The following is a 24,542-nucleotide window of genomic DNA, read 5'->3' as shown; positions in this document are numbered from 1 at the left end:
CTACAGGTACTCGCCGCGCACGTCGACGCTGTCACGCACGCCCAGCGCCTCGAAGTTGGCCTCCAGCCATTCACGCGCCACCTGTCGTCCGCTGTCGCGCAGGCCGAGCAGGAAGCGCCGGTCCGGGCTCAACTTGCTGGAGACATCGAGCGTGGCCATCAGCGCGTCGGCGCGGATCGCGTGCAGATGGATGCGCTTCAGCCGCTGCTCGAATTCCGGCTTGAGCCAGCCCTCGTCCTTCAGCTTGGCGACGAAGGCGACTGCGCGCATCTCGCGCATCAGCGAGGCGTTGAAGCTGATCTCGTTGACCCGGTTGGCGATTTCCATCGGCGAGCGCGGCGTCTGCTCGCGCACGATCGGGTTGATGTGCACCACCAGGATGTCCGGGCTTGCGGTTTCGTAGAACAGCGGGAACAGCACGGGGTTGCCCATGTAGCCGCCGTCCCAGTAGGGCTCGCCGTCGATTTCCACCGCCTGGAACAGTTGCGGCAGGCAGGTCGAGGCGAGCAGGGCGTCGACGCTCATCTCGTCGTTGCCGAACACCTTGACCCGACCGCTGCGCACGGCTGTTGCGCCCACGAACAGTTTCAGACAGCCGGGCGCACGCAGGGCTTCGAAATCGATGCGCCGGCCCAGCACCTCGCGCAGCGGATTGAAGTCGAAGGGATTGAACTGGTAGGGCGAGAGCAGGCGCGTCCAGGTCTCGAACGCGGCGAATCCAAGACTGCGCGCCCAGCCTTCGAAGGCCGGCGGCAGAGGTAGCGTCGGGCGCGTCGGGCTGAACAGCAGGCCGCTGGCGGCGACATCGCCCCAGAAGCCGTCCAGCGCCTCGCGCGCGCCATCGATGCCGCCGCGCAGCAGGCCATCGGCCAGCACCGCCGCATTCATCGCGCCTGCGCTGGTGCCGCTCAGGCCCTCGAACTCGATGCGGCCGTCCTCCAACAGCGCATCGAGAACGCCCCAGGTGAAGGCGCCATGCGCGCCGCCGCCCTGCAGGGCGAGATTGATGCGGCGCGTGCGCGGCTTCGCGCTCACTCGGCCGCCGCGCGCACGAAGTCGGGCAGCAGCATCGAGGCGCCGCTGCGGTCCACCCAGACCAGCACGGTGTGGCCGTCGGCGTAGAGCACGTCGGCTTGCGTCGCGCTTTCGATGCGATGGCTGAGGGTCAGGCTCTTGCCGCCAAGCCGTTCGGCGCCCATCACGATGCGCAGGCGTTCCGGCCAGCCGATCGGGCGCCGGTAGTTCATCTGCGCGGCGGCCAGGATCGGCGCGCAGTCGGGATCGGCCCAATCGGGGCTGATCTGCTTGAACCAGAGCACGCGCGCTTCCTCGATGTAGCGCAGGTAGCTGGCGTTGTTGACGTGGTTGAAGGCGTCCATGTCGCCCCAGCGCACGTCCATCTCGCTCTCGAACACGGGCTTCATCGGCGTCTCGTTCATGCCAGCTTCCTGCGGCCGCGCTGCATCGGTTTGGCTTCGCCCACGCCCTCGGACTTCGCGGGCTTCAGGCTGGGCAGCAGCTTCTTCAGGAACACGCCGGTGTGCGAGGCCGGATTGGCAGCGACGGCTTCGGGCGTGCCTTCGGCGATGATCTGGCCGCCGCGGTGGCCGCCCTCGGGGCCGAGGTCGATGAGCCAGTCGGCGGTCTTGATCACATCGAGGTTGTGTTCGATCACCACCACGGTATTGCCGTGCTCGCGCAGGCGGTGCAGCACGCCCAGCAGCAGCTCGATGTCATGGAAGTGCAGGCCGGTGGTGGGCTCATCGAGGATGTACAGGGTGTTGCCGGTGTCGCGCTTGGCCAGCTCGCGCGAGAGCTTGACGCGCTGTGCCTCGCCGCCCGACAGCGTGGTCGCCTGCTGGCCGAGCTTGATGTAGGACAGGCCGACCTGCATCAGGGTCTCCAGCTTGCGGGCGATGGTCTGCACCGGCTCGAACAGTTTCAGCGCGTCCTCGACGGTCATGTCGAGCACGTCGTGGATGGTGTGGCCCTTGTAGGTGATCTCCAGCGTCTCGCGATTGTAGCGCTTGCCTTGGCAGACATCGCAGGGCACGTAGACGTCGGGCAGGAAGTGCATCTCGACCTTGATCATGCCGTCGCCCTGGCAGGCCTCGCAGCGCCCGCCCTTGACGTTGAAGCTGAAGCGCCCGGCCGTGTAGCCGCGGGCGCGCGCTTCCGGTACCTGGGCGAACAGCTCGCGCAGCGGCGTGAACAGGCCGGTGTAGGTCGCAGGGTTGGAGCGCGGCGTGCGCCCGATCGGGCTCTGGTCGATGTCGACGACCTTGTCGAACTGCTCCAGGCCCTGGACCTCGCGGAAGGCCTCGGGCGTGTGGCTGGCATCGTTCAATCGATTCGCCGCCAGCCGGAACAGGGTGTCGTTGATCAGGGTCGACTTGCCCGAACCCGAGACGCCGGTGATGCAGGTCAGGAGACCGGCGGGCAGATTCAGATCGACGTTCTTGAGGTTGTTGCCGGTGGCGCCGAGCAGCCGCAGCCAGCGTTTGGCGTCCGGCGCCTTGCGCACCGCCGGCACTTCGATCGCGCGCCTCCCGGACAGATAGGCGGCGGTCAAGGAGCGCTCGGACTTCAGCACGTCCTTCAGCGTGCCCTGGGCGACGATCTCGCCGCCGTGCACGCCGGCGCCGGGGCCGATGTCGAGGATGTGGTCGGCGAGACGGATCGCGTCCTCGTCGTGTTCGACCACGATCACCGTATTGCCCAGATCGCGCAGGCGGGTCAGCGTGCCCAGCAGGCGCTCGTTGTCGCGCTGGTGCAGGCCGATCGAAGGCTCGTCCAGCACGTACATCACGCCGACCAGGCCGGCGCCGATCTGGCTGGCCAATCGGATGCGCTGCGCTTCGCCTCCCGAGAGTGAATCGGCCTGGCGGTCGAGGGTCAGATAATCCAGGCCGACATCGACCAGGAAGCGCAGGCGCTCGCGGATCTCCTTGACGATCTTGACCGCGATCTCGCCGCGCCAGCCGGGCAGGGCCAGCTGCTCGAAGAAGTCCATCGAAGCATCGATCGACAGCGCGCTGAGCTCGGGCAGCGTGCGTTCGGCCACGAACACATGCCGCGCCGGGCGGTTCAGGCGTTGGCCGTCGCATTCCGGGCAGGGGCGATTGCTGATGTACTTCGACAGCTCCTCGCGGACCATCTGCGACTCGGTCTCGCGGTAGCGCCGCTGCAGGTTGTTGACGATGCCTTCGAAGCGGTGGATGCGGGTCTGCGAGCGGCCGTTGTCGCCGGGGTAGCTGAACTTGATCTCTTCCTTGCCGCTGCCGTACAGCACCGCCTGCTGCACCGGTTCGGGCAGACGCGAGAAGGCGACATCGACGCTGAAGCCGTAGTGCTTGGCCAGCGAGTTCAGCATGGCGAAATAGTAGGGGTTGCGCCGGTCCCAGCCGCGGATCGCGCCGGCCGCGAGACTCAGTTCGGGATGGGCGACGATGCGCGCGGGGTCGAAGAACTGGGTGACGCCGAGGCCGTCGCAGCTCTGGCAGGCGCCGATCGGCGAATTGAACGAGAACAGCCGCGGCTCCAGCTCGGACAGCGAGTAGTCGCAGACCGGGCAGGAGAAGCGCGAGGAGAACAGCACTTCGGCGGCATTCGCGTCGTCCATGTCGACCAGCTTGACCAGGCCGTCGCCGAGCTTGAGCGCGGTTTCGAAGCTCTCGGCCAGTCGCTGCTTGAGATCCGCGCGCGGACGAAAGCGGTCGATCACCGCCTCGATGGTGTGCTTGTTGCGCAGGCCGAGCTTGGGCACCTCGTCGATTTCGTGGACGGTGCCGTTGACCCGCACGCGCACCAGACCCTGCGCGCGCAGCAGTTCGAACACCTGCACATGCTCGCCCTTGCGCTCGCGCACCACCGGCGCCAGCAGCATGTAGCGCTGGCTTTCCGGCAGCGCGATCGCGGCATCGACCATCTGGCTGACGGTCTGCGCTTCCAGCGGGTGGCCGTGGTCCGGACAGCGCGGCGTGCCAACGCGGGCGAACAGCAGGCGCAGGTAATCGTGGATCTCGGTGATGGTGCCGACGGTCGAGCGCGGATTGTGCGAGGTCGACTTCTGCTCGATCGAGATCGCCGGCGACAGGCCCTCGATGTGGTCGATGTCGGGCTTCTCCATCATCGACAGGAACTGCCGCGCGTAGGAGGACAGCGACTCGACGTAGCGCCGCTGGCCCTCGGCATAGATCGTGTCGAAGGCCAGCGAGCTCTTGCCCGAACCGGACAGGCCGGTGATCACGATCAGCTTGTCGCGCGGCAGCTCAAGGCTGAGGTTCTTCAGGTTGTGCGTACGCGCGCCGCGGATGCGGATGGTGTTCATGCTGGGCCGGGGAGGGCTTGGGGAACTGGGCATTGTAGGAGGCGGGCGTGAGGCCGGGGCGAGCGCGCCCCGGCCGGGATTCGGGATTGGGGATTCGGGATTCGCTAGAGCAGGCTCCGCGAGACCCGGGGTGGCGCGCAGGTAGAAGGCACGACCTTGTTGCTTGGCTGCTGTCATCGTGATGTCAGTATGTCGGGGGCGCAGCGCCCCCGCCCCGGGATTCGGGATTGGTGATTCGGGATTCGAAAGAGCGCGTCCGGCAGGCTTCCGGGGTTGGCTCTCGGATCTGGCGCATGACGCGGCAGCGCAGGGTCGCGCAAGGGGATGCCGATCGAATCCCGAGGCCCTCGCGCGCTGCGCTCGCGCGTTCATCGGCGCGCGGACCAGTGGTCCGCAAGCGCGCCTCTTCACTCCCGAATCCCGAATCCCGCTGCGACCGGGTTTGACCCGGGCGCAGCACGAACCTATACTCCCGCGGCTGTCCTGGCGCCCTTGCGCCGTCCTTCCCGTGTTTGCGGGGTCCAAGGACGGGGTCACGGGGTCTCCCCGGCCCAGGCAGCCGACAATAACTACAGAGGAATCCGCAACATGTACGCAGTCATCGTTACCGGCGGCAAGCAGTACCGCGTGATGCAGGGCGAGACCCTGCGCGTCGAGAAGCTCGACGTGGAAGCCGGCAGCAGCATCGACCTGGACCAGGTCCTGCTGGTGGGCTCGGGCGAGAGCGTGACCGTCGGCACCCCGACCGTCGCCGGCGCCAAGGTCACCGCCACCGTCAAGGCCCACGGCCGCGGCGAGAAGATCCGCATCATCAAGTTCCGTCGGCGCAAGCACCATCGCAAGCAGATGGGCCACCGCCAGCACTACACCGAAATCGAAATCACCGGCATCAGCGCCTGATCGGCGCCGTCTGAAGCCCCAAGCAAGGAGAGTCTTCCATGGCACATAAAAAGGCAGGCGGCAGTACCCGTAACGGCCGCGATTCCAACCCGAAGTACCTCGGCGTGAAGATCTATGGTGGCCAGGCGATCGAAGCCGGCAACATCATCGTCCGCCAGCGCGGCACCCAGTTCCACCCGGGTCCGGGCGTCGGCCTCGGCCGCGACCACACCCTGTTCGCGCTGAAGGACGGCGTGGTCAACTTCGCGGTCAAGGGCCCGAAGAACCGCCGCACCGTGAGCGTCATCGGCGAGTAATCGCGCCGCGCAGCACACGCGAAAGGCCCCGCCTCTAGTGCGGGGTTTTTCGTTTAGGGGCCGGGAATCGGGAATTGGGAATGGGGAATCGTCAGAGCAGGCCTCGCGTCGGCGGCGCTGATCCTGTGTTTGCCCTGCTTGTCGATCTGGCATGCACCTCCCAAGCTTGCCGCAACCCGCTCCTACGATTCCCCATTCCCGATTCCCCATTCCCGGCTCTCAAATGAAACTCGTCGACGAAGCAGACATCCGCGTCATCGCAGGCAACGGCGGCAACGGCTGCGTGAGCTTCCGCCGCGAGAAGTTCATCCCGCTGGGCGGGCCGGATGGCGGTGACGGTGGTAACGGCGGCAGCGTGTTCCTGGTTGCCGACGAGAACCTCAACACCCTGATCGACTTCCGCCACCAGCGCATCTTCCGCGCCAAGCGCGGCGAGAACGGCATGGGCCGGCAGATGTACGGCAAGAAGGGCGAGGACGTGGTCATCCGCGTGCCGGTCGGCACCGTGGTCACGGCGGTCGACACCGACGAGGTGATCGGCGACCTCACCGAGCACGGCCAGACGCTCAAGGTCGCCCAGGGCGGCGAGGGTGGCCGCGGCAATATCCATTTCAAGACGTCCACCAATCGCGCGCCGCGCCGGGCCACGCCGGGCAGCGAGGGCGATGACCGCGAGCTGCGGCTGGAGCTCAAGCTGCTGGCCGATGTCGGCATGCTGGGCTTTCCGAACGCCGGCAAGTCGACCTTCATCCGCGCGGTGTCGGCGGCGACGCCGAAGGTGGCCGACTACCCCTTCACCACGCTCTATCCCAACCTCGGCGTCGTTCGCGTCGAGCAGGACCGCAGCTTCGTCATCGCCGACATTCCCGGCCTGATTGAGGGCGCCGCCGAAGGCGCCGGGCTCGGCGTGCAGTTCCTGAAGCACGTGCAGCGCAACCGCCTGCTGCTGCACATCGTCGACATGGCGCCGATGCTGGAAGGCGACGAGGCCGTGGATCACATCGTCGGCGAAGTCCACGCGATCGAGCGCGAGTTGGAGCGCTACGACGCCGAACTGATGGGCCGACCGCGCTGGCTGCTGCTGAACAAGGGCGACCTGCTCGACGAGGACACCCGCCGCGAGCGCGCGGAAGCCGTGGTCAAGGCGCTCGACTGGAAGTCGCCCTGGTTCCTGATCTCGGCGATCAGCCGCGAGGGCACCTGGCCCGTGGCCCAGCAGGTCATGGAGTTCTTCGACGCCGAGAAGCGCGCGGCGATCAAGGAAGACGAGGACAGCCGGCCCTGGAGCCCGCTCGATTGATCCGATCCGCCAAGCGTGCGCTTGGCGGCAACCGCGTCGGCAAACTGTTAAAGTCCCGCCGCTTTCCACCCGGAGTTCACGCATGAATCGTTTCGTTTCACTGGCCGCTGCTGGCCTGTTCTCGCTCGGTCTGGCTGCCTGCGGCGGCGGATCGTCCAGCCCGGCCGAAGCCACCGCCACGCCGGACGCGGCCGTCAAGGCCTCCGCCGATGCGCTGCGGCAGAACGACATCGGCCAGTTCGTCAAGCTGGTCCTGCCGGAAGCCCGCTACAACGAGGTCAAGGCCAAGTTCGAGTCGCGCGAGCGCACTGCACCCGAGGCCGGCGAAGCCGCCGAGTTCTCGGAAATGATGGCCAAGCTGACCGCGGCTGACGCCGAGACCGCGCTGATGGCCGAGCTGGAGCCGCACATCGCGCAGTTCGAAGCCGAGATGGCGCCGCAGATGCCGATGATGATCGGCATGGGCCGCGGCATCGCCGTGCAGGGCATCCAGCAGAACGCCGAGATGAGCGAGGACCAGAAGCGCCAGGCCACCCAGCTGGTCGACGCCATGGGCAACTGGTTGAGTGGCGTCAAGCTGGGGGATCGCGAGCTCGCCAAGCAGGCGATCGCCAAGACTGTCGCCGCGGCCCGCAAGCTCGACCTCCAGACGCTGGAGCAGGTCAACGCGCTGAGCTTCGACCAGGCCATGGAAAAGGCCGGCATCGCCTTCGGCGGCCTGAAGGACGTGCTGGGCGTGTACGGCTTCGACGTCAATGCCGCGCTGGACAGCACCCAGGTGGAAGTGCTGAAGAGCGAGGGCGACGCCGCCCGCGTCAAACTGAGCTACACCTTGCTGGGCACCGCGATCACCAGCGAGCAGGACATGGTGCGTGAGAACGGCCGCTGGTACGGCAAGGACACCATGAAGGCGCTGAGCGACGCGCTGGACCAGCCTGCCGCCCCCGCCGAGATCGCCGAAGAGGAAGTGACCGAAGAGCCGGCACCGATGGAAGAAGACGACGAGGAAGTCACCGAGTAAGTCGGGACTCTCCCGTTCGGATGCGACGGAAGGGCGGCCCCAGGGCCGCCCTTCCTCGTTCCGGGCACGCATCAGCAAACGACCGCCTAACGGTTGGTTTCCCTGCCTTCGGCGATAATCCCGCGATGAGCCCAAGCCCTGCCGTCAAAGAACCCCTGCTGATGCGCCTACTCGGTCGCCTCATGCACCCCTGGATCGCGATCCGTCGCGAGCCCTCGACGCCGGTCGAGCAGCTGCTGCGCCCCGAGCTGCCGGTCTGCTACGTGGTCGAGCGCTACGGCCTGTCCAATACCGCGATCCTGGCGCGGGCCTGCGCCGAAGCCGGCCTGCCCTCGCCGCTGCTGTCGATCGGCGCGCATGCGGCCTTCGGCGACGAGCGCGCCCTGGTGGCGCTGTCGCGCCGGCAGAGTACCTGGTTCGGGCGTCCGCGCTCGCGCACGCATTCGGCCAGCCTCGCCAAGCTCGTGCAGGCGCTTGAAGAACACCCCGACCTGGACGTGCAGATCGTGCCGGTATCGATCTTCGTCGGCCGCGCACCCGACCGCGAAAGCGGCTGGTTCCGCGTGCTGTTCTCCGAGAACTGGGCGATGGTCGGCCGCTTCCGGCGGGCGCTTTCGGTGCTGCTCAACGGCCGCGGCACGATCGTCCAGTTCGCGCCCGCCGTGTCACTGCGCGAGGCCTTGTCCGAAGGGCTGCCGCGCGAACGCACGGTGCGCAAGGTCTCGCGCGTGCTGCGCGCGCATTTCCGCCGCGTGCGCACGGCGGTCATCGGCCCCGACCTCTCGCACAAGCGCACCCTGGTCGATGCCGTGATCTCGGCCGAAGGCGTGGCCGCGGCGATTGCCGACCAGGCGCGGCGCGATGGCATCAGCCTGGAGCAGGCGCGCGGCAAGGCGCGCCGCTATGCATTGGAGATCGCCGCCGACTACTCGCACCCGGCGGTGCGCTCGGCCTCGTTCATCCTCACGCCGTTCTGGAACAAGCTGTACGACGGCGTGACCATGCACCACTTCGAGACCCTGAAGCAGGTCGCGCCCGGGCACGAGGTCATCTATGTGCCCAGCCACCGCAGCCACATCGACTACCTGCTGCTGTCCTACCTGCTCTACGTCAACGGTATCGTGCCGCCGCACATCGCCGCCGGCGTCAACCTCAACCTGCCGATCGTCGGGCCGATCCTGCGCCGCGGCGGGGCGTTCTTCCTGCGCCGCAGCTTCAAGGCCAATCCGCTGTACTCGGCGGTGTTCAGCGAGTATGTGGCCAGCCTGATCACCCGCGGCGTGTCGATCGAGTACTTCATCGAGGGCGGTCGCTCGCGCACCGGCCGCCTGCTGCAGCCCAAGGCCGGCATGCTGGTGATGACCCTCCGCGCCTTCCTGCGCCAGCCGCGGCGGCCGGTGGTGTTCCAGCCGGTCTACATCGGCTACGAGAAGGTGATGGAGGGCAGGAGCTACATCGCCGAACTCTCCGGCGCGCCCAAGGAGAAGGAATCCCTGTTCGGCCTGTTGCGCGCGGTTGGCAACGTGCTGCGCAAGCGCTATGGCAAGGTCGCGGTGAACTTCGGCGAGCCGATCTTCCTGGATCGCGTGCTCGACGAGCACGACGCCGAGTGGCGACGTTTCGCCAGCGCGCCGGACGAGAAGCCGCAGTGGCTGAACCGTGCGGTGGATGATCTTTCGACCCGCATCCAGCGCCACATCAACCAGGCCGCGGACGTCAACCCGGTCAACCTGCTGGCGCTGTGCCTGCTGGCGACGCCCAAGCATGCGATGGCCGAAGCCGACCTGCTGTCGGCACTGGATCTGATGAAGGCGCTGCTGGAGCGCGCACCCTACTCCGAGCGCATGACCGTGACCGCGCTCGGTCCCGCCGAGATCGTTCGCTACGGCGAGTCGGTGCAGGTGCTGGAGCGGGTCCAGCATCCGCTGGGCGACGTGCTGCGTTTCCCGGCCGACCTCGCGGTGCTGCAGACCTACTACCGCAACAACGTCGTGCACCTGTTCGCCGCGGCCTCGTGGGTGGCCTGCTGCTTCCAGAACAATCGGCGCATGAGCCGCTCGGCGGTGGTGCGGCTGGGGCGCCTGCTGTATCCCTTCGTGCAGGAGGAGCTGTTCCTGCCCTGGACCGGCGAGGAGTTCGGGCAGCGCATCGAGGCCACCGTCGATCTGCTCATCGAACGCGGGCTGTTCGTGCTGGATGAGTCCGGCGCCCTGCAGCGCGGCCCGGGCCAGACCGACGAGGTGTTCCAGCTGCGCATCGTCGCGCACAGCCTGCAGCAGGCCTTCGAGCGCTACTACATCGCGATCGCGGTGCTGGTGAAGAACGGCTCGGGCACGCTGTCCACCGGCGAGCTCGAGAACTTCTGCCAGCTCACTGCGCAGCGCCTGTCCCTGCTGTACTCGCAGGCCGCGCCGGAGTTCTTCGACCGCGCCCTGTTCCGCGGCTTCATCGGCAAGCTGCGCGAGCTCGGCCTGATCCGCCTGGATGCCAACAGCAAGCTCGAGTACGACGAACGCCTGGAGGCCTGGGCCAAGGACGCGCGCCTGATCCTGTCGCGCGAGCTGCGTCATTCGATCCTGAAGATCACGCCTGAAGTGGCGCGTCAGGTCACTGCCGAGGCCCCGTCCGAGGCGGCCTGAGTCGAGAGCCTCAGACGCCCGGGCGCAGCAGCGCGTCGAAAGCGCGCGGGTCGCCCTGGTGTTCGGCGGGCGCGATGCCCAGCAGGCGGCAGAGCAGGGCGTAGACGTCCACCGAGTGCGCGCGATCGATGCGCGTCCCCGGCGCGAAGGCGGGACCATGGCCGATGAAGAGGGCCTGCATGTCGGGCAGGGCGGGGTCGTAGCCGTGGCCGCCGCGCTTGCGCTTGCGTCCGGGCATTTCGTACACGCGGCGCGTGCCGACCACGAACGGCGGCTCCGCCTGGCAGGTGATCGCCGGAATCCGCGGATGCTCACCGAAGCGCCACTCGGCGGGAAACTCGTCCGGGCGGAAACAGCGCATGTGCGCGTGCGGGCGCAGCAGGGCGGCTTCGACGTCGGCGCTGCGCCCGCGCCGGGGCTGGATGCCTGCCGAGGCGCCAAAGCTGACCAGCTCGAAGCTGCGCGGATCCACCAGCTCGTCGAGCAGGATCGGCCGCGATTCATCGATCGCGGTCATGCCGTGGTCTGAGACCAGCACCAGGTTGATGCGATCGGCCCAGCCCGCGGCCGCGATACCCGCCAGCAGTTCACGGACCGACCTGTCGACGGCACTGACAGCGCGCCGCAGTTCGGGCGCATCGGGGCCGACATCGTGGCCGATGCTGTCGACCTGCTCGAAGTAGAGCGTCATGAAGTCGGGCCGGCTCGATTGCGGCCGCGCGAGCCACTCCAGCACCTGCTGCACGCGGCGCGCGCTGCCGAGGCTGGCGTCGTAGGGCAGCCACTCGTCGGGGTGCTGGCCGGCCACGTCGGCTTCGCTGCCCGGCCAGAACAGGGTGGCGCTGCGCAGACCGTGGCGCTTGGCGGTAATCCACACCGGCTCACCGCCCCACCAGCGACCGTCAGCAACCGCCGCCCGCAGATGCATGGCGAAGCTGCCCAGGTCGGGGTCGCGCATGCTGTTGTTGATGATGCCGTGGCGGTCCGGATGCAGGCCGGTGACCAGGGTGTAGTGGTTGGGGAAGGTCAGCGAGGGATAGGCGGGCTGCAGGGCCTCGGCATGGCCCCCACCCTCCGCCAGTGCGCGCAGGGTGCGCGCCTCCGGCAGGGCTAGGTAATCCGGGCGGAAGCCGTCGATGCCGATCAGCAGCACGGGCAGCGGCCGTTCCCGAGGCAGCTTGGGTTCGGGCGCGCGGCTGGCACAGGCCACCAGCGCCAGCAGCAGCGGGATCAGCAGCAGAAGGGTGCGGAATCGACCCGCAAACGAGCCGCCAGCGCGGGCGTGGCTATCAGGAGTGGAGAGCATCCGTCGGAGTATGACGCGCCCCTGATGGGCGCAAGAACCGCCGAAGGTCACCGCTGTGTGAAAACAGTGCTTGGGCCTTGTTGCGGCCTCGCGCGGTTCAGGGCACCGGGCGCAGCTGCGGCCGCAGCCAGCGCTGGCCGTCGCCGGCCAGCCAGGCTTCGATGTCCGAGGCCGGCATCGGCCGCGCGTAGTAGTAGCCCTGTGCGACCGGGCAACCGGCCTGCAGCAGGAACTGGTGCTGCTCCAGGGTCTCGACGCCTTCGGCGACCACGGTCTGGCCGAGGCTGCGGCCGATGCCCATCACGGCGGTGGCCAGTGCGCGGTCACCTTCGTCGGTTTCAATATCGCGCACGAAGCTGCGGTCGAGTTTGAGCTCATCGACCGGCAGGCGCTTCAGGTAGGACAGGCTGGAGTAGCCGGTGCCGAAGTCATCGACCGAGAGATGCACGCCGAGCCTGTTCAGGCTGTCGAGGTCGGCGCGGATGCGCGGTTCGTCGATCAGCATCAGGCGCTCGGTGATCTCCAGGGTCAGCGCGTTCGGCGGCAGGCGGTAGCGCTGTAGCACCAGGCGTACGTGCGCAGGCACATCGTCTTGCCGGAATCGCTGCGCCGACAGGTTGACCGCCACCGCGGGGATCGGCAGCCCCTGCGACTGCCATTCGGCGAGCTGTGCGCAGGCGCGCTCCAGCACCCAGGCGTCCAGCGCATTGATCAGGCCGCAGTCCTCGGCCAGCGGAATGAACTGGTCGGGCGGTACCCGGCCCAATTCGGGATGGGTCCAGCGCACCAGCGCCTCGACGCCGGCCAGCCCCGGTCGCCCCAGCAGCACCTTGGGCTGGTAGTGCAGCTCCAGTGCGTCGCGGCTCATCGCGTTGCGCAGCGCGCTTTCCATCTGCATGCGCCAGCGCGCATTCTCGTTCATCGAGGCGAGGAAGAAGCGCACGCAGCCGCGGCCATCGCGCTTGGCCTCGTACATCGCGATGTCGGCGTTGCGCATCAGGGTTTCGTAGTCGCGGGCATCATCGGGGAACTGGCTGATGCCCATGCTGACGCTGGGCATGAGCACCTGGCCGCCGATCTCCAGCCGCTGGGCGACGGCGCGCAGGGCTTTCTCGGCGGCGACCGCGCTTTCATTGGCGTCGCTGTCCGGGAACAGGATCACGAACTCGTCGCCGCCGACGCGGCTGATAGTGTCGGAGTCGCGCAGTGTGCGGCGCAGGCGCTGGCCGACCTCGCGCAGCAGTTCGTCGCCCGCGGCGTGCCCCAGCGAGTCGTTGATGTTCTTGAAGCGATCGATATCGAGCACCGCCAGGCTCAGCTTGCGGCCATCGCGCGCGGCCTGCTGCAGTGCCATGCGCGCGCGATCCATCAGCAGGGCGCGGTTGGGCAGCCCGGTCTGCGGATCGAAGAAGGCGAGGCGCTCGATCTCGGCCTGGTTGTCATCGTGCTGGATCGCGACGCGGCAGAGCTGGATGCAGGCGTCGACCATGCGCCGATGGAAGCGGCTCGGACCGCGCGGCTCGCGGTAGTAGAAGGCGAAAGTCGCGATGACCTTGCCCTCGCGGCCCATCACCGGTGTCGACCAGCAGGCCGCAAGCCCGATCGGAAGGGCCAGGTGCCGGTAGGGCGCCCACAGTGGGTCGCTGGCGATGTCCTGGACTTCGACCTCCTCGCCGCGAAACGCCGCCGTGCCGCAGGAGCCGGCAACAGGCCCGATCGCCAGGCCGTCCAGTGCGCCCGAGTAGGCGATCGGCAGGCTCGGCGAGGCCAGCGGCCGCAGCTTGCCTTCGCCGTCGATGCGCAGCACCGAGCAGACGACTTCGGGTGCCAGCGCCTCGACCTGGCGGCACAGCAGATCCAGCACCGCGCGCAGCGGCCGCCCCAGCGCCACCGACTCCAGTACATCGCGCTGCAGCAGGTTGACGGCGGCCTCCTGCTGGCGATCCAGCAAGGGGAACACCAGCCCGAGCACGCCGTTCAGACGCGGATGCCGACACAGTCGCAGCTCGATGGCTTCGAGTCGGCCCTCACTCCCGTTCAGCGCCGCGGGCGCCATCAGTGCGGTCGGGCTGGTTTCCATGCCGGCCATCAGGCGCTGCCAGCGATCGCGGTCGAGGTCAGTGACCAGCTCGCCAACGGTGCCGGGCTGCAGCATGCCGATACGCTCGACCAGGGCGGTGTTCATGCCGCGCAGACGGCCGTCCGGATCGGCGAGGAAAGCGCCCACGGACGTGCCCTCGAACAGGTCGAGCCCGTTGGCCGGCGCGTGGTTCCTGGCCTGCTTCACGGCCTGGACCGCTGACGGTGGTGGTGCCGCGCCGGGTTGCACGTCTTCGCAGCGGCAGGGCCAGGGTCGGGCGTGTTCATGGCGTGAGGCAGTGCAAGCACCGTGCCCCGCGGGGCGCCGGGGGATCGGCGGCGCGTCTAAACAGGGGCTGAATCGCGCAAATGGATCGCACCTATTTCTGTACAAATCGTTCTGTACAGTTCCGCGCCCATGACGCGCCCCCCCAAAGCCCGCCAACGTGTACTGCACGCCGCCCGTCGCATCGTCGAAGAGCGCGGTGCCGGCCATCTGACCTTCGAGGAACTGGCCCGCGTCAGCGGCGTCACCCGCGGCGGCATCACCTACCACTTCCCGACCAAGGAAGACCTGCTGCGCGGCCTGATCGAGTCCGACATCGAGCAGTGGGAGTCGGCCTCGGTGCCGCCGGAAGACCTTGCCGGGTCGTGCCCCTGCCCGCGGACGGCGGCAGCACTCGGCCACCTGCGCTGCCATCTCAGCGAGGACGAGGGCCACAAGCGCTTCGTCAGCGGGATGCTCAGCGCAGGCATGGTCGACGACAGCCTGCTCAACCCGATCCGTGAGCACCAGGCCCGCGACTTCGCAGACTGGAGCTGGGACGAGGCCGACCTGCGGCGCTACCTGCTGCTGGCGGCGGCCGAGGGCCTGTTCTGGCAGGACATGTTCAACCTCAACCCGGTGCCTGCCGAGGCGCGCAAACGCCTCAAGGCGCTGATCGAACGCCTGCTGCTCGACTGGGCCAGCGGTGTCGAAAACCCGACTCCCCCGCACGACAACGACACGCGAACGGGCTGATTCCCGTCAGCGTCTACCCTTCCCCAAGGACAATTTCCATGACTGCAGCTCCGCGATTCCGGATTGATCCGCGGCTTGCCCTTGCCTCTCTGATCGTCTTCGCACTGACCGCCTGCTCCGGCGGCGGTGCTGGCCCGATGCAGATGCCGCCCACCCAGGTCAACGTCGCCACCGTGGTCTCCAAGCCGGTGACCCAGTGGGACGAATTCACCGGCCGCATCGAGGCCGTCGAGCACATCGAGGTCCGCCCGCGCGTGGCCGGGTATCTCACCGGCATCCATTTCCAGGAAGGCCGAGCGGTCAAGGCCGGCGACCTGCTGTTCACCATCGATGACCGCGAATACAAGGCGGCCGTCGCCAGCGCCCGCGCCGATCTGGCTCGCGCCGAGGCGCGGCGTGCACTGGCCGACACCGAGTTCAAGCGCAGCCAGACCCTGGTCGAGGCGCGTGCGGTCAGCACCGGTGAGCTGGAGACGCGGCAGAACGAGGCGCGCCAGGCCGAGGCCGATGTGCTGGCCGCCCGCGCCCGCCTGGAGCAGGCCGAGTTGAACCTGGGCTTCACCCGCATCACCGCGCCGATCGACGGCCGCGCCAGCGTGGCGCGCCTGCGCGTCGGCAACCTCGTCTCGCCCGGCGAGCCGGTGCTGACCACGGTGGTCTCTCTGGATCCGGTCTACGTCAGCTTCCAGGGTGACGAGCGCGCCTACCTGCGTCACCAGGCGCTGGCCCGCAGCGGCGAGCGCGCGAGTTCCCGCGAGGCGCCGAACCCGGTGCGTGTCGGCCTCGCCGACGAGCAGGGTTTCCCGCACGAAGGCCGCATGGTCTTCCTCGACAACGCCGTCGACCCCGCCACCGGCACGATCTATGCGCGCGCCGAGCTGCCGAATCCCGATGGCGTGTTCACCCCCGGCCTGTTCGCGCGCGTGCAGCTGCTCGGCGAGCAACTCGACAATGCCCTGCTGGTGCATCCGCAGGCGGTGCTGACCGATCAGGATCGCCGCTATGTCTATGTGGCCGACCAGGTGACCCTGCCGCCGGAGATGGGCGGCAATGGTCAGCCGCACCTCGGCGCGGTGCGCAAGGACGTGGTGCTCGGGCCGACCATCGACGGCCTGGTGGTGGTCGAACAGGGCCTCGATGCCGACGACCGCGTGGTGGTCAACGGCATGCGCAAGATCTTCTTCCCCGGTGCCCCGCTGGCCCCCGTCGAGGTGCCCATGGACCAGCCGAACACGGTGCAGCCAGCGCCCGCGGCAGCGCCTGCCGCGGCCGGCAGCGAGGGCTGATGATGGCCCACGCCGACCTTTCCCGGATCTTCGTGGACCGGCCGATCCTGGCCGCGGTCCTGTCCATCGTCATCTTCGTCGCCGGCCTGATCGCCATCCCCAACCTGCCGATCACCGAGTACCCGGAGGTCTCGCCGCCGACCGTGCAGGTCACCGCGATCTATCCGGGCGCCAACCCCAAGACCATCGCCGACACCGTTGCCGCGCCGCTTGAAGAGGCGATCAACGGCGTCGAGAACATGATCTACATGAAGTCGGCGGCGTCCTCGGACGGCACGCTGTCGCTGTCGATCACCTTCAAGCTCGGCACCGACATCGACCTCGCCGCCATGCAGGTGCAGAACCGGGTCAACCAGGCCCTGCCGCGCCTGCCCGAGTCCGTGCGCCAGCTCGGCGTCACCACCGCCAAGGCTTCGCCCAACATCACCATGGTGGTGCACATCGTCTCGCCGGACGGGCGCTACGACGGTCTCTACCTGTCGAACTTCGCCACGCTCAACGTCAAGGACGAGCTGGCGCGGCTCGACGGCGTCGGCCAGGCCCAGGCCTTCGGTGCCGGCAACTACGCCATGCGCATCTGGATCGACCCCGACCAGGCGGCGCAGCGCGGCCTGACCGCGCTCGACATCGTCGGCGCGATCCGCGAGCAGAACGTGCAGGTCTCGGCCGGCGCGATTGGCGCTTCGCCGCAGCCTGCCGGCGCGTCGATCCAGCTGCTGGTGAACGCGCGCGGCCGCCTGGAGAGCGCCGAGGAGTTCGGCGACATCGTGCTGAAGACCGGCGACAACGGCGCCATCACGCGCCTGCGTGACGTGGCCCGCGTCGAGCTCGGCTCCAACACCTATGCCCTGAACTCCTACCTCAACAACCAGCAGGCCGCGGCGGTGGTGATCTTCGAGGCGCCCGGCGCCAACTCGATCGCGCTGTCGGACGCGGTGCGCGCGCGCATGGCCGAGCTGGCGAAGACCTTCCCCGAGGGCATCGCCTGGGAGGTCGCCTACGACCCCACGGTCTTTGTTCGCAAGTCGATCGATTCGGTCATCATGACCCTGCTCGAAGCCATCGCCCTGGTGGTGGTCGTGGTGGTGGTGTTCCTGCAGACCTGGCGCGCCTCGATCATCCCGCTGCTGGCGGTGCCGGTGTCGATCGTCGGCACCTTCGCGGTGCTGCTGCTGCTCGGCTACTCGATCAACGTGCTGACCCTGTTCGGCCTGGTGCTGGCGATCGGCATCGTGGTCGACGACGCCATCGTCGTGGTCGAGAACGTCGAGCGCCACATCGAGGAGGGCATGAAGCCGCTGGATGCGGCGCACAAGGCGATGCAGGAGGTGTCGGGCCCGATCGTCGCGATCTCGCTGGTGCTGGCCGCGGTGTTCGTGCCGATCGCCTTCATCGACGGCGTCACCGGCCAGTTCTACCGCCAGTTCGCGGTGACCATCGCGGTCTCGGTGCTGATCTCGGCCTTCAACTCGCTGACCCTGAGCCCGGCGCTGTCGGCGGTGCTGCTCAAGCCCCAGGGCGCGAAGAAGGACCGGCTCGCCCGCCTCATCGATCGCGTGCTGGGTCGGTTCTTCAATTGGTTCAACGCGAAGTTCAAGCGCAGCAGCGAGCGCTACTCCGGGCGCATCGGCGGCACCATCGCCCGCGCGCCGCGGCTGCTGGTGATCTACGGCCTGCTGCTGGTGGCGACCGTGTTCGGCTTCCTGCAGGTGCCGGCGGGCTTCATTCCGACCCAGGACAAGCAGTACCTGTTCGCAGGCGTGCAGCTGCCCGAAGGCGCCACGCTGGAGCGCACCGAGGCGGCGATGAAGCGCATGGGCGAGATCGCGCTGGCCACCCCCGGCGTCGCCGACGTGGTGCAGTTCCCGGGCCTGAACGCCATCCACTTCGTCAGCACGCCCAATGTCGGGGTCATGTTCGTCGGCCTCGACGAGCCGCACCTGCTGCCCAAGCCGGCGGCGGCGATCGCCGGTGAGCTCACCGCCAAGTTCGGCGGCATCCAGGACGGCATGGCTTTCGCCTTCATGCCGCCGCCGGTGTTCGGCTACGGCAATGCGGCCGGCGTCGAGGCCTATGTGCAGGACCGCCAGCGCATGGGCTATGGCGAGCTGAACCAGCAGACCCAGGCGTTTGCCGGTGCCATCAGCCAGCTGCCCGGCTTCGGCCCCGGCTCGGCCTTCTCGTCCTTCCAGGCCAACGTGCCGCAGATCGACGCAGTGGTGGATCGCAGCAAGGTCAAGGAAAGCGGCCTGCGCCTGACCGACGTGTTCGATACGCTGCAGGTCTATCTCGGCTCGGCCTACGTCAACGACTTCAACCTGTTCGGCCGCACCTTCTCGGTGTACGCGCAGGCCGATGCGGGTTTCCGCGATGAAGTCGGGGACGTGGCGCGGCTGCAGGTGCGCAACGACCAGGGCCAGATGGTGCCGCTGGGCAGCGTGGTCGAGATGGTGCCGAGCTTCGGTCCGGATCCGGTGGTGCGCTACAACGGCTACCCCGCGGCGGACGTCACCGCCACGCCGTTCAGCACCGACGTCAGCGCCGCGGCCGCCGTGCAGATGGCGCGCGCCACCGCCGACCAGGTGCTGCCGCGCGGCATGACCATGGAGTTCACCGGGCTGACCTACCAGCAGGTCAACCAGGGCATCGCGCAGTTCCTGGTGCTGCCGCTCTGCGTGCTGCTGGTCTATCTGGTGCTGGCCGCTCTGTACGAGAGCTGGAGCCTGCCGCTGGCGGTGATCCTGATCGTGCCGATGTGCATGCTCTCGGCCTTCGGCGGGATCTGGGTGCTCAACATGATCAACGGCCTGTGGTTCGGCGCGCAGATAGGACTCGGCTGGATCAATCCGATGACCGCAGCGCCACCCACCATCATCGACATGAACGTGTTCACCCAGATCGGCCTGGTCGTGCTGATGGGCCTGGCCTGCAAGAACGCGATCCTGATCGTCGAATTCGCCCGCGACCTGGAGGAGCAGGGCCGCGGCATCGTCGACGCCGCGGTGGAGGCCTGCCGCCTGCGCCTGCGGCCGATCCTGATGACCAGCTTCGCCTTCTGCGCCGGCGTGCTGCCGCTGGTCTTCGCCAGCGGCGCCGGCGCCGAGGTGCGCCACGTCATGGGCGTGACCGTGTTCTTCGGCATGCTCGGCGTGACCTTCTTCGGCCTGTTCTTCACTCCGGTGTTCTATGTCGTCATCCGCAAGCTGGTCGAGCGCCGACGCGCGCGACTGGCCGCCGCCGAGGAGGCGCCCGCCCATGCCTAAGCATCCGCTCGCCTTTGCGTTGGCAATCGCCTTCTCCCTGGGCGCCTGCACGGTCGGGCCGGAGTACGTCCGGCCCAGCACCGAGCTGCCCCAGCGCTTCGATCAGGCCGGCAGCCATGCCGCCACCGAAGCGGTGCAGCCGGCACTGTGGCGCGCCTTCGGCGATCCCGCGCTGGACGCGCTGATCACCCGCGCGCTGGAGGCCAATACCCAGCTGGCGCAGGCGCTCGCCCGCCTCGACGAGACCCGCGCATTGGCCGGCCTGTCGACCTACAGCCTGTTCCCGACCGTCGATACCGGCCTGAGTGGCGAACGCAGTCGCCCCAGCGGCCGCGACCCCTTCCTGCCGCCGGAGCAGGGCCGCACCGACACCTACCGGGCCGGCTTTGACGCCCGCTGGGAGATCGATCTGTTCGGCACCCTGCGCAATCCGAAACGCGCCATCGACCGGCGCGTGCAGGCCGACGCCGCGGCGCTGGAGCATGTGCACATCAGCGTGGTTGCCGAAGTCGCGCAGGGCCTGTTCGAACTGCGCGGTGCGCATGCCCGTCTGCGCCTGCTGGAACAGAACCTGGAAGGCTGGCAGCGCAGCGTCGACCTGATGACCGCGCTCGAGCGCAACGGCCGCCGCAGCGGGCAGGACGTCGCCGCGGTGCAGGCGCAGCGCTCGGCCCTGGCGGCGCAATACGCCCAGACCGAGGCCTCGGTCGTGCGTGCCGAGCAGCGTTTGGCGGTGCTGACCGCGCAGCCGGTGGACGCCGTGCGCGCCCTCGTCGATGCCGAGCTGGGCATTCCCGACCTGCCGCCGTTGGTGGCGGCCGGCACGCCGGAGGACTGGCTGAAGCGCCGGCCCGACGTGCGCGAGGCCGAGCGTCGCCTGGCGGCGGCCTACGCCGACATCGGTACCGAAGTGGCCAACTACTATCCCAAGCTGACCCTGCTCGGCGGTTTCGGCTGGACCTCGCAGAGTTTCGGTGAGCTCGGCGAGGAGGCGTCGGAACGCTGGAGCTGGGGGCCGTCGATCAGCTGGAGCATCCTCGACTTCGGCCGCACACGGCAGCGCGTGCAGGCCGCCGAGGCCCGCGCCGACGGCGCCGAGGCGCTGTTCCGCGAGACCCTGCTGAGGGCGCTTGAGGAAACCGAGAACGCGATGGCCGGCTACCGTGCCGCCAATCGCGTGGCCTTCGACCTCGGCGCTGCGGCCGAGTCCGCCGGTGAGGCCGCGCGCCTGGTGCGCCTGCGCTTCGATGCCGGCAGCGAGGACGCGCTGAGCCTGCTCGACGCCGAGCGCACGCGCATCGACTTCGAGCTGCGGGCCGTGGACGCCGAGGTGCAGCGGGCGACCGCGCTGGCGGCGCTGTACAAGGCCCTGGCCGGCGACTTCGCCGGGCTCGATCCGGAGGCGTTGGCCGCGCGACGTTGAGCCAGCACTGCCGGCGGACCGATCCGCCGGCAGCCTGTAGTTCGTGAGCGGAGCGATCCGCGCACGGGGCCACGGAAGGCCCACCTTCCTTATCGCAGTCAGTGGACGGGCGACTGCGCTCCGTCAGCCTTGCGGTAGCGCCCCGCGTGCGACAGTGGGCGCCGGGATCGCAGCAGGCTTCCTCGCATAGCGGCGATCCAGCAGCACGCCGGCGATCACCGAGACCAGCACGGGCACGGCCCAAGGCGCCAGCTGCAGATAGCCGCTCATCTGCAGGCCGAAGGCGGCCAGCAGGCTCTTCAGGCCGATCGCGAAGAAGGCGATGTGGGTGGCAGTGCCGCAGCCCAGCATGGCGCCGTAGTGCTCCTGCAGCCACCAGTTGCCGGCGTCGATCGGGCGCCACAGGCGACGCAGCATGCCCGCACCGAGAAAAGCGCCGACGGCCGAGAAGCCGATCAGCAGGGGGTTGCCCTTGGCGATGCCGACCGCGAGCACCAGCAGCGCTGTCGCCAGGTTGAGCGCGCCGACGACGGCGTAACGTCGATCGCGAAACGACGCCTGGTCGCGCTTGCGGCGGATCGCCCGCCAGCCCAGCCACATCGAGGTCGCGGTGATGACCACCAGATAGGCGAGGAAGGTGCCGATGCCGCTCTGCCCGCGCAGGAAGAACGTGGCGGCCATCGGCAGCGCGGTGATGCAGATGCCCAGCATCGCGACCAGATAGACCTTGCCGCTGCCGCGATGCAGCGGACTGCCCTTGCGGGCGAAGGCCGCCATCCAGAAGGTCAGCAGCGACACGGCGCCGGCCAGGCCGTGCAGGCTGACGAGGATCGGATACAGGCTTTCCATGGTGCGGCTCCGTCGCGGTGGGTGTGGCCACAGTCTCGACATCTACGGTCACGGCCAGCAGGTGCCCGCGGTCATCCGCAGGGGGTGAGTAAAGTCACCTGGGTGCCCAAACCGGTTTCACCGCGGCGCGGCCGCTGCCATGCTGCGGCCATGGACATCACCCGCACCGCGCCCGAACGCGCAAAGGCGCCCGCCCAATGGTCGGGCTGGCTCGCCCCGCTCAGCTTCGCGGCCTACATCACCTGGGCGGCGATCACCTTCGCTGCCGTCGATGTCGACAAGCTGCAGTCCGGCCTGCTCCGCGAATGGAGCGGCCTGGCCTGTCTCATCGGCATGCTTGGCCTGTTCGTCTGGCGCAGCCTGCGCGACAGCGGCGTCGACTGCCGCGGCGCACGCTGGAACAGCGTGGCGCAGGGCGTGCTGGTGGTGCTGGCCGAGCGCCTGCTGATGGAGGGCCAAGTCACCGTGCTGCTGGTGATCGTGTCGGCCCAGCTGGTCCTGCTGATGCCGGTGCGCTGGGCCTTGCTTTGCCTGCTCGCATTCAACGCCGCAGTGGCCCAGCGCTGGATCGGCAGCGGCTGGTCGCCGCTGCAGGCGCTGTTCAATCTGGTGCCGCTGCTTGGCTTCCAGGCCTTCGCCACGCTGACCGGCTACTACGCCGGCATGAGCGAACGCGCGCGGGATCATCTGGCCCAGGTCAATGCCGAGCTGCTCGCCACCCAGCGCCTGCTGGAGGAAAGCGCGCGCAGCGGCGAGCGCCTCAAGCTCTCGCGCGAGCTGCATGACGTCGCTGGCCACAAGCTCACCGCGCTGAAGCTCAACCTTGCGCGCCTGCAGCGCGATCCCGCGCTGGCCGCGCGCGAGGAGGTCAGCGTCAGCGCGCAGCTCGCCGATGAGCTGCTCGCCGACATCCGCAGCGTGGTCAGCGCGCTGCGCCAGCACGACGGGCTGGAGCTTGATGCCGCCCTGCGCGCATTGGCCCGTCCGATCGCCGGCACCCACATCGAGGTCGACGTGCAGGAGGGCCTGCGGGTGGAGTCGGTGGCTACCGCCGAAACCCTGCTGCGCTGCGCGCAGGAGGCCATCACCAATGCCCTGCGCCACGGCCGCGCCAGCCACGTGCGGCTGCGCTGCGCGCGCAGCGGCGAGGGCCTGCTGCTGGAGGTCGCCAATGACGGCGAGCCGCCGCGCCGCATCGAGTTCGGCAACGGCCTGACCGGCATGCGCGAGCGCCTGCAGGCGATGGGCGGCCGGCTTGAGCTCGATGCCGGCGCCGAGCGCGGCCTGCGCCTGCGCGCCTACCTGCCGGAGCAGGCTGCATGAGCGCACGCATCGCGTTATGCGACGACCAGGCCCTGGTGCTGCGCGGCCTGTCCGCTCTATTGAGTGACCTCGGAATCGAGATCGCGCTGGAGGCGCCCGATGCCGAAAGCCTGCTCGCGGCGCTGCCGCAGCGGCCGGTCGACGTGATCGTCAGCGACATCCGAATGCCCGGCATGGGCGGGATCGGCCTGATCGGCGCCCTGCGCGAGCGCGGTGACGCCACACCGGTGATCCTGCTCACCACCTTCGACGACAGCGAGCTGCTGCTGCGCGCGGTCGAGGCCGGCGCCCAGGGCTTCCTGCTCAAGGACGCCTCGCCCGAAGACCTGCGCGCTGCGATTGTTCGCGTCGCCGCCGGCGAGACCCTGCTGCAGCCGATCAGCCTCGGGCCCGTACGCGCCGGCTGGAGCGCGCCCGAAGCCACGCCCGGTCAACGCATCACCGAGCGCGAGCAGAGCATCCTGCGGCTGGTGGCCGGCGGCTACAGCAACAAAGAAATCGCCCGCGTCCTGCACCTCTCGGAAGGCACGGTGAAGAACTACATGTCCGAGATCCTGCTGAAGCTCGACTGCCGCGACCGCACGCATGCGGTGCTGAAGGCCATCACCCAGAAGCTGTTGTGATCCTTGCGGGTGAATGCCGGGATGCCTCGCCTTGAGCTGATCCTGCTGCCCGGACTCGACGGCACGGGGCGATTGTTCGCGCCATTGATGGAGTCGCTTGCTGGGTGCGGCGTTTCGGCGAGGGTCATCGGATATCCGACGCATGACGCACTCGACTACGTCGCGTTGGAGCGACACGTGCATGCCGAGTTGCCCGAGTCCAGCGCCTTCGTGCTGCTCGCGGAATCCTTCTCGGGGCCCATCGCTTTGCGAATTGGTGCGGCGCCACCCGACAACATGAAGGGTGTCATCCTTTCGACGACTTTCGCTGCCCGCCCGACCTCCCTGCTCGGTCCGCTGTCGGGCTGCCTGTGGTGGGCGCGAGTGCGTCCCCCGATGTTCCTGCTCGACTGGTTTCTGCTCGGGCGCTGGTCGAATGAAACCCTGCGATCCGAACTCGCCGCAGCCTTGGCTGGCGTTCCCGTCAGCGTGCTCAGTCGCAGAGCCTTTGACGCGCTGCAGGTGGACGCTGTTGAGGCGTCAATGAGTATGAAGCGCCCTGCCATGGTGCTCTGGGCCAGACAGGACCGACTTCTGAGCGCGAATGCACGCAGGCAGCTTGCGAACGCGCTGCAGACGGCGCACATGCGAGAGGTGGAGGGGCCGCACCTGCTGCTGCAGACCCAGCCCCGGCTATGCGCAGGGCTGATCGTGGAGTTCATGCGGACGCTGACGGTCGAGTAGGGGTCTCTCGACCAATCTGCTCAATACATTGGGTGCGCCTGCGGCGCACCGCTTCACTTCGGCGTGCGCGCGCGGGTGAGAACAGAAGACGCACCTGCCGTGGGCGAGGCTTGGGCTCTCACTCGGCGCCCTTCGCGAGGGCAGGTGCGCGACACGCGCA

At 68.6% G+C, this 24,542-nt stretch carries 18 protein-coding genes; 12 read left to right on the top strand and 6 right to left on the bottom strand.

The genetic code is table 11. The features are described 5' to 3' along the window. The 3 genes from Q0654_RS03110 to uvrA are packed head-to-tail and all read right to left on the bottom strand — an operon-like array spanning position 1 to position 4,330. Positions 1-1,035: a patatin-like phospholipase family protein gene (locus Q0654_RS03110; RefSeq protein ID WP_298850373.1), complete on the bottom strand. Its 1,035-nt coding sequence runs from the start codon at positions 1,033-1,035 to the stop codon at positions 1-3. Further along, entirely contained in the window at positions 1,032-1,439 is a 408-nt protein-coding gene (locus Q0654_RS03105) for a thioesterase family protein (RefSeq protein WP_298850371.1), read from the bottom strand. The genes Q0654_RS03110 and Q0654_RS03105 overlap by 4 nt, the downstream gene beginning before the upstream one ends. After that, positions 1,436-4,330 carry an excinuclease ABC subunit UvrA gene (gene uvrA, locus Q0654_RS03100; protein WP_298850370.1) on the bottom strand — a complete coding sequence of 965 codons (2,895 nt, stop codon included), beginning with the start codon at positions 4,328-4,330 and terminating at the stop codon, positions 1,436-1,438. The genes Q0654_RS03105 and uvrA overlap by 4 nt, the downstream gene beginning before the upstream one ends. A gap of 588 nt (positions 4,331-4,918) precedes the next feature. Here uvrA and rplU point away from each other — a divergent pair. The 5 genes from rplU to plsB all read left to right on the top strand — a co-directional run bounded on the left by rplU (position 4,919) and on the right by plsB (position 10,486). Then, complete coding sequence (gene rplU / locus Q0654_RS03095; RefSeq protein ID WP_298850368.1) at positions 4,919-5,230, top strand: 50S ribosomal protein L21; 312 nt, start codon at positions 4,919-4,921, stop codon at positions 5,228-5,230. 38 nt (positions 5,231-5,268) lie between these two features. Beyond that, positions 5,269-5,526, top strand: coding sequence for a 50S ribosomal protein L27 (gene rpmA / locus Q0654_RS03090; protein ID WP_091237580.1), 258 nt, complete (start codon positions 5,269-5,271; stop codon positions 5,524-5,526). A 223-nt stretch (positions 5,527-5,749) separates the two neighbouring features. Continuing rightward, complete coding sequence (gene cgtA, locus Q0654_RS03085; RefSeq protein ID WP_298850363.1) at positions 5,750-6,826, top strand: Obg family GTPase CgtA; 1,077 nt, start codon at positions 5,750-5,752, stop codon at positions 6,824-6,826. A gap of 82 nt (positions 6,827-6,908) precedes the next feature. Continuing rightward, a complete protein-coding gene (locus Q0654_RS03080; RefSeq protein ID WP_298850361.1) occupies positions 6,909-7,847 on the top strand; it encodes a hypothetical protein in 939 nt (312 codons plus the stop codon). 20 nt (positions 7,848-7,867) lie between these two features. Beyond that, positions 7,868-10,486 carry a glycerol-3-phosphate 1-O-acyltransferase PlsB gene (gene plsB / locus Q0654_RS03075; RefSeq protein WP_298850359.1) on the top strand — a complete coding sequence of 873 codons (2,619 nt, stop codon included), beginning with the start codon at positions 7,868-7,870 and terminating at the stop codon, positions 10,484-10,486. Between the two features lie 10 nt (positions 10,487-10,496). Here plsB and Q0654_RS03070 read toward each other — a convergent pair whose 3' ends face one another. Beyond that, on the bottom strand, positions 10,497-11,792 hold the full coding sequence (locus Q0654_RS03070; protein WP_298850357.1) for an ectonucleotide pyrophosphatase/phosphodiesterase: 1,296 nt from the start codon (positions 11,790-11,792) through the stop codon (positions 10,497-10,499). Positions 11,793-11,889: 97 nt separating this feature from the next. Further along, positions 11,890-14,079, bottom strand: coding sequence for an EAL domain-containing protein (locus Q0654_RS03065; RefSeq protein WP_298850355.1), 2,190 nt, complete (start codon positions 14,077-14,079; stop codon positions 11,890-11,892). 210 nt (positions 14,080-14,289) lie between these two features. Between Q0654_RS03065 and Q0654_RS03060 the strand changes: the two genes are divergently transcribed. From Q0654_RS03060 to Q0654_RS03045, 4 genes are read left to right on the top strand one after another with little or no spacing between them, the layout of a single operon-like run. Further along, positions 14,290-14,892 carry a TetR/AcrR family transcriptional regulator gene (locus Q0654_RS03060; protein ID WP_298850353.1) on the top strand — a complete coding sequence of 201 codons (603 nt, stop codon included), beginning with the start codon at positions 14,290-14,292 and terminating at the stop codon, positions 14,890-14,892. A gap of 38 nt (positions 14,893-14,930) precedes the next feature. Next, entirely contained in the window at positions 14,931-16,178 is a 1,248-nt protein-coding gene (locus tag Q0654_RS03055; RefSeq protein ID WP_298850351.1) for an efflux RND transporter periplasmic adaptor subunit, read from the top strand. 2 nt (positions 16,179-16,180) lie between these two features. Further along, on the top strand, positions 16,181-19,441 hold the full coding sequence (locus Q0654_RS03050) for a multidrug efflux RND transporter permease subunit (protein ID WP_298850349.1): 3,261 nt from the start codon (positions 16,181-16,183) through the stop codon (positions 19,439-19,441). Next, positions 19,434-20,864 carry a TolC family protein gene (locus Q0654_RS03045; protein ID WP_298850346.1) on the top strand — a complete coding sequence of 477 codons (1,431 nt, stop codon included), beginning with the start codon at positions 19,434-19,436 and terminating at the stop codon, positions 20,862-20,864. The genes Q0654_RS03050 and Q0654_RS03045 overlap by 8 nt, the downstream gene beginning before the upstream one ends. Positions 20,865-20,987: 123 nt before the next feature. Here the strand turns inward: Q0654_RS03045 and Q0654_RS03040 are convergent, their stop codons facing one another. After that, complete coding sequence (locus tag Q0654_RS03040; RefSeq protein WP_298850345.1) at positions 20,988-21,713, bottom strand: hypothetical protein; 726 nt, start codon at positions 21,711-21,713, stop codon at positions 20,988-20,990. Between the two features lie 150 nt (positions 21,714-21,863). On the opposite strand from Q0654_RS03040, the gene Q0654_RS03035 reads away from it, so the two are divergent. Genes Q0654_RS03035 through Q0654_RS03025 form a run of 3 tightly spaced genes read left to right on the top strand, consistent with a single transcriptional unit; the run spans position 21,864 to position 24,382 of the window. Continuing rightward, positions 21,864-23,036 (top strand): histidine kinase, encoded by a 1,173-nt coding sequence (locus Q0654_RS03035; RefSeq protein ID WP_298850343.1) that lies wholly within the window; start codon positions 21,864-21,866, stop codon positions 23,034-23,036. After that, a complete protein-coding gene (locus tag Q0654_RS03030) occupies positions 23,033-23,659 on the top strand; it encodes a response regulator transcription factor (RefSeq protein WP_298850340.1) in 627 nt (208 codons plus the stop codon). Before Q0654_RS03035 ends, Q0654_RS03030 begins: the two co-directional genes overlap by 4 nt. A 21-nt stretch (positions 23,660-23,680) precedes the next feature. Then, complete coding sequence (locus Q0654_RS03025; protein WP_298850338.1) at positions 23,681-24,382, top strand: alpha/beta hydrolase; 702 nt, start codon at positions 23,681-23,683, stop codon at positions 24,380-24,382. The last annotated feature ends 160 nt before the right edge of the window (positions 24,383-24,542 follow it).

Source organism: uncultured Aquimonas sp., from assembly GCF_937888285.1.
In the GTDB taxonomy this organism is placed as follows: domain Bacteria; phylum Pseudomonadota; class Gammaproteobacteria; order Xanthomonadales; family Xanthomonadaceae; genus Aquimonas.
This window is presented reverse-complemented; position numbering and strand designations above follow the sequence as displayed.

What these genes read in the sequence shown, in the direction of transcription:
- Q0654_RS03070 (WP_298850357.1), bottom strand. Translation starts at nt 11,792, where the DNA reads ATGCTCTCCACTCCTGATAGCCACGCCCGCGCTGGCGGCTCGTTTGCG.
- Q0654_RS03040 (WP_298850345.1), bottom strand. Translation starts at nt 21,713, where the DNA reads ATGGAAAGCCTGTATCCGATCCTCGTCAGCCTGCACGGCCTGGCCGGC.
- Q0654_RS03045 (WP_298850346.1), top strand. Translation starts at nt 19,434, where the DNA reads ATGCCTAAGCATCCGCTCGCCTTTGCGTTGGCAATCGCCTTCTCCCTG.
- Q0654_RS03105 (WP_298850371.1), bottom strand. Translation starts at nt 1,439, where the DNA reads ATGAACGAGACGCCGATGAAGCCCGTGTTCGAGAGCGAGATGGACGTG.
- cgtA (WP_298850363.1), top strand. Translation starts at nt 5,750, where the DNA reads ATGAAACTCGTCGACGAAGCAGACATCCGCGTCATCGCAGGCAACGGC.
- Q0654_RS03025 (WP_298850338.1), top strand. Translation starts at nt 23,681, where the DNA reads ATGCCTCGCCTTGAGCTGATCCTGCTGCCCGGACTCGACGGCACGGGG.
- Q0654_RS03080 (WP_298850361.1), top strand. Translation starts at nt 6,909, where the DNA reads ATGAATCGTTTCGTTTCACTGGCCGCTGCTGGCCTGTTCTCGCTCGGT.
- rplU (WP_298850368.1), top strand. Translation starts at nt 4,919, where the DNA reads ATGTACGCAGTCATCGTTACCGGCGGCAAGCAGTACCGCGTGATGCAG.
- Q0654_RS03050 (WP_298850349.1), top strand. Translation starts at nt 16,181, where the DNA reads ATGGCCCACGCCGACCTTTCCCGGATCTTCGTGGACCGGCCGATCCTG.
- rpmA (WP_091237580.1), top strand. Translation starts at nt 5,269, where the DNA reads ATGGCACATAAAAAGGCAGGCGGCAGTACCCGTAACGGCCGCGATTCC.
- Q0654_RS03060 (WP_298850353.1), top strand. Translation starts at nt 14,290, where the DNA reads ATGACGCGCCCCCCCAAAGCCCGCCAACGTGTACTGCACGCCGCCCGT.
- plsB (WP_298850359.1), top strand. Translation starts at nt 7,868, where the DNA reads ATGCGACGGAAGGGCGGCCCCAGGGCCGCCCTTCCTCGTTCCGGGCAC.
- Q0654_RS03055 (WP_298850351.1), top strand. Translation starts at nt 14,931, where the DNA reads ATGACTGCAGCTCCGCGATTCCGGATTGATCCGCGGCTTGCCCTTGCC.
- Q0654_RS03030 (WP_298850340.1), top strand. Translation starts at nt 23,033, where the DNA reads ATGAGCGCACGCATCGCGTTATGCGACGACCAGGCCCTGGTGCTGCGC.
- Q0654_RS03035 (WP_298850343.1), top strand. Translation starts at nt 21,864, where the DNA reads ATGGACATCACCCGCACCGCGCCCGAACGCGCAAAGGCGCCCGCCCAA.
- uvrA (WP_298850370.1), bottom strand. Translation starts at nt 4,330, where the DNA reads ATGAACACCATCCGCATCCGCGGCGCGCGTACGCACAACCTGAAGAAC.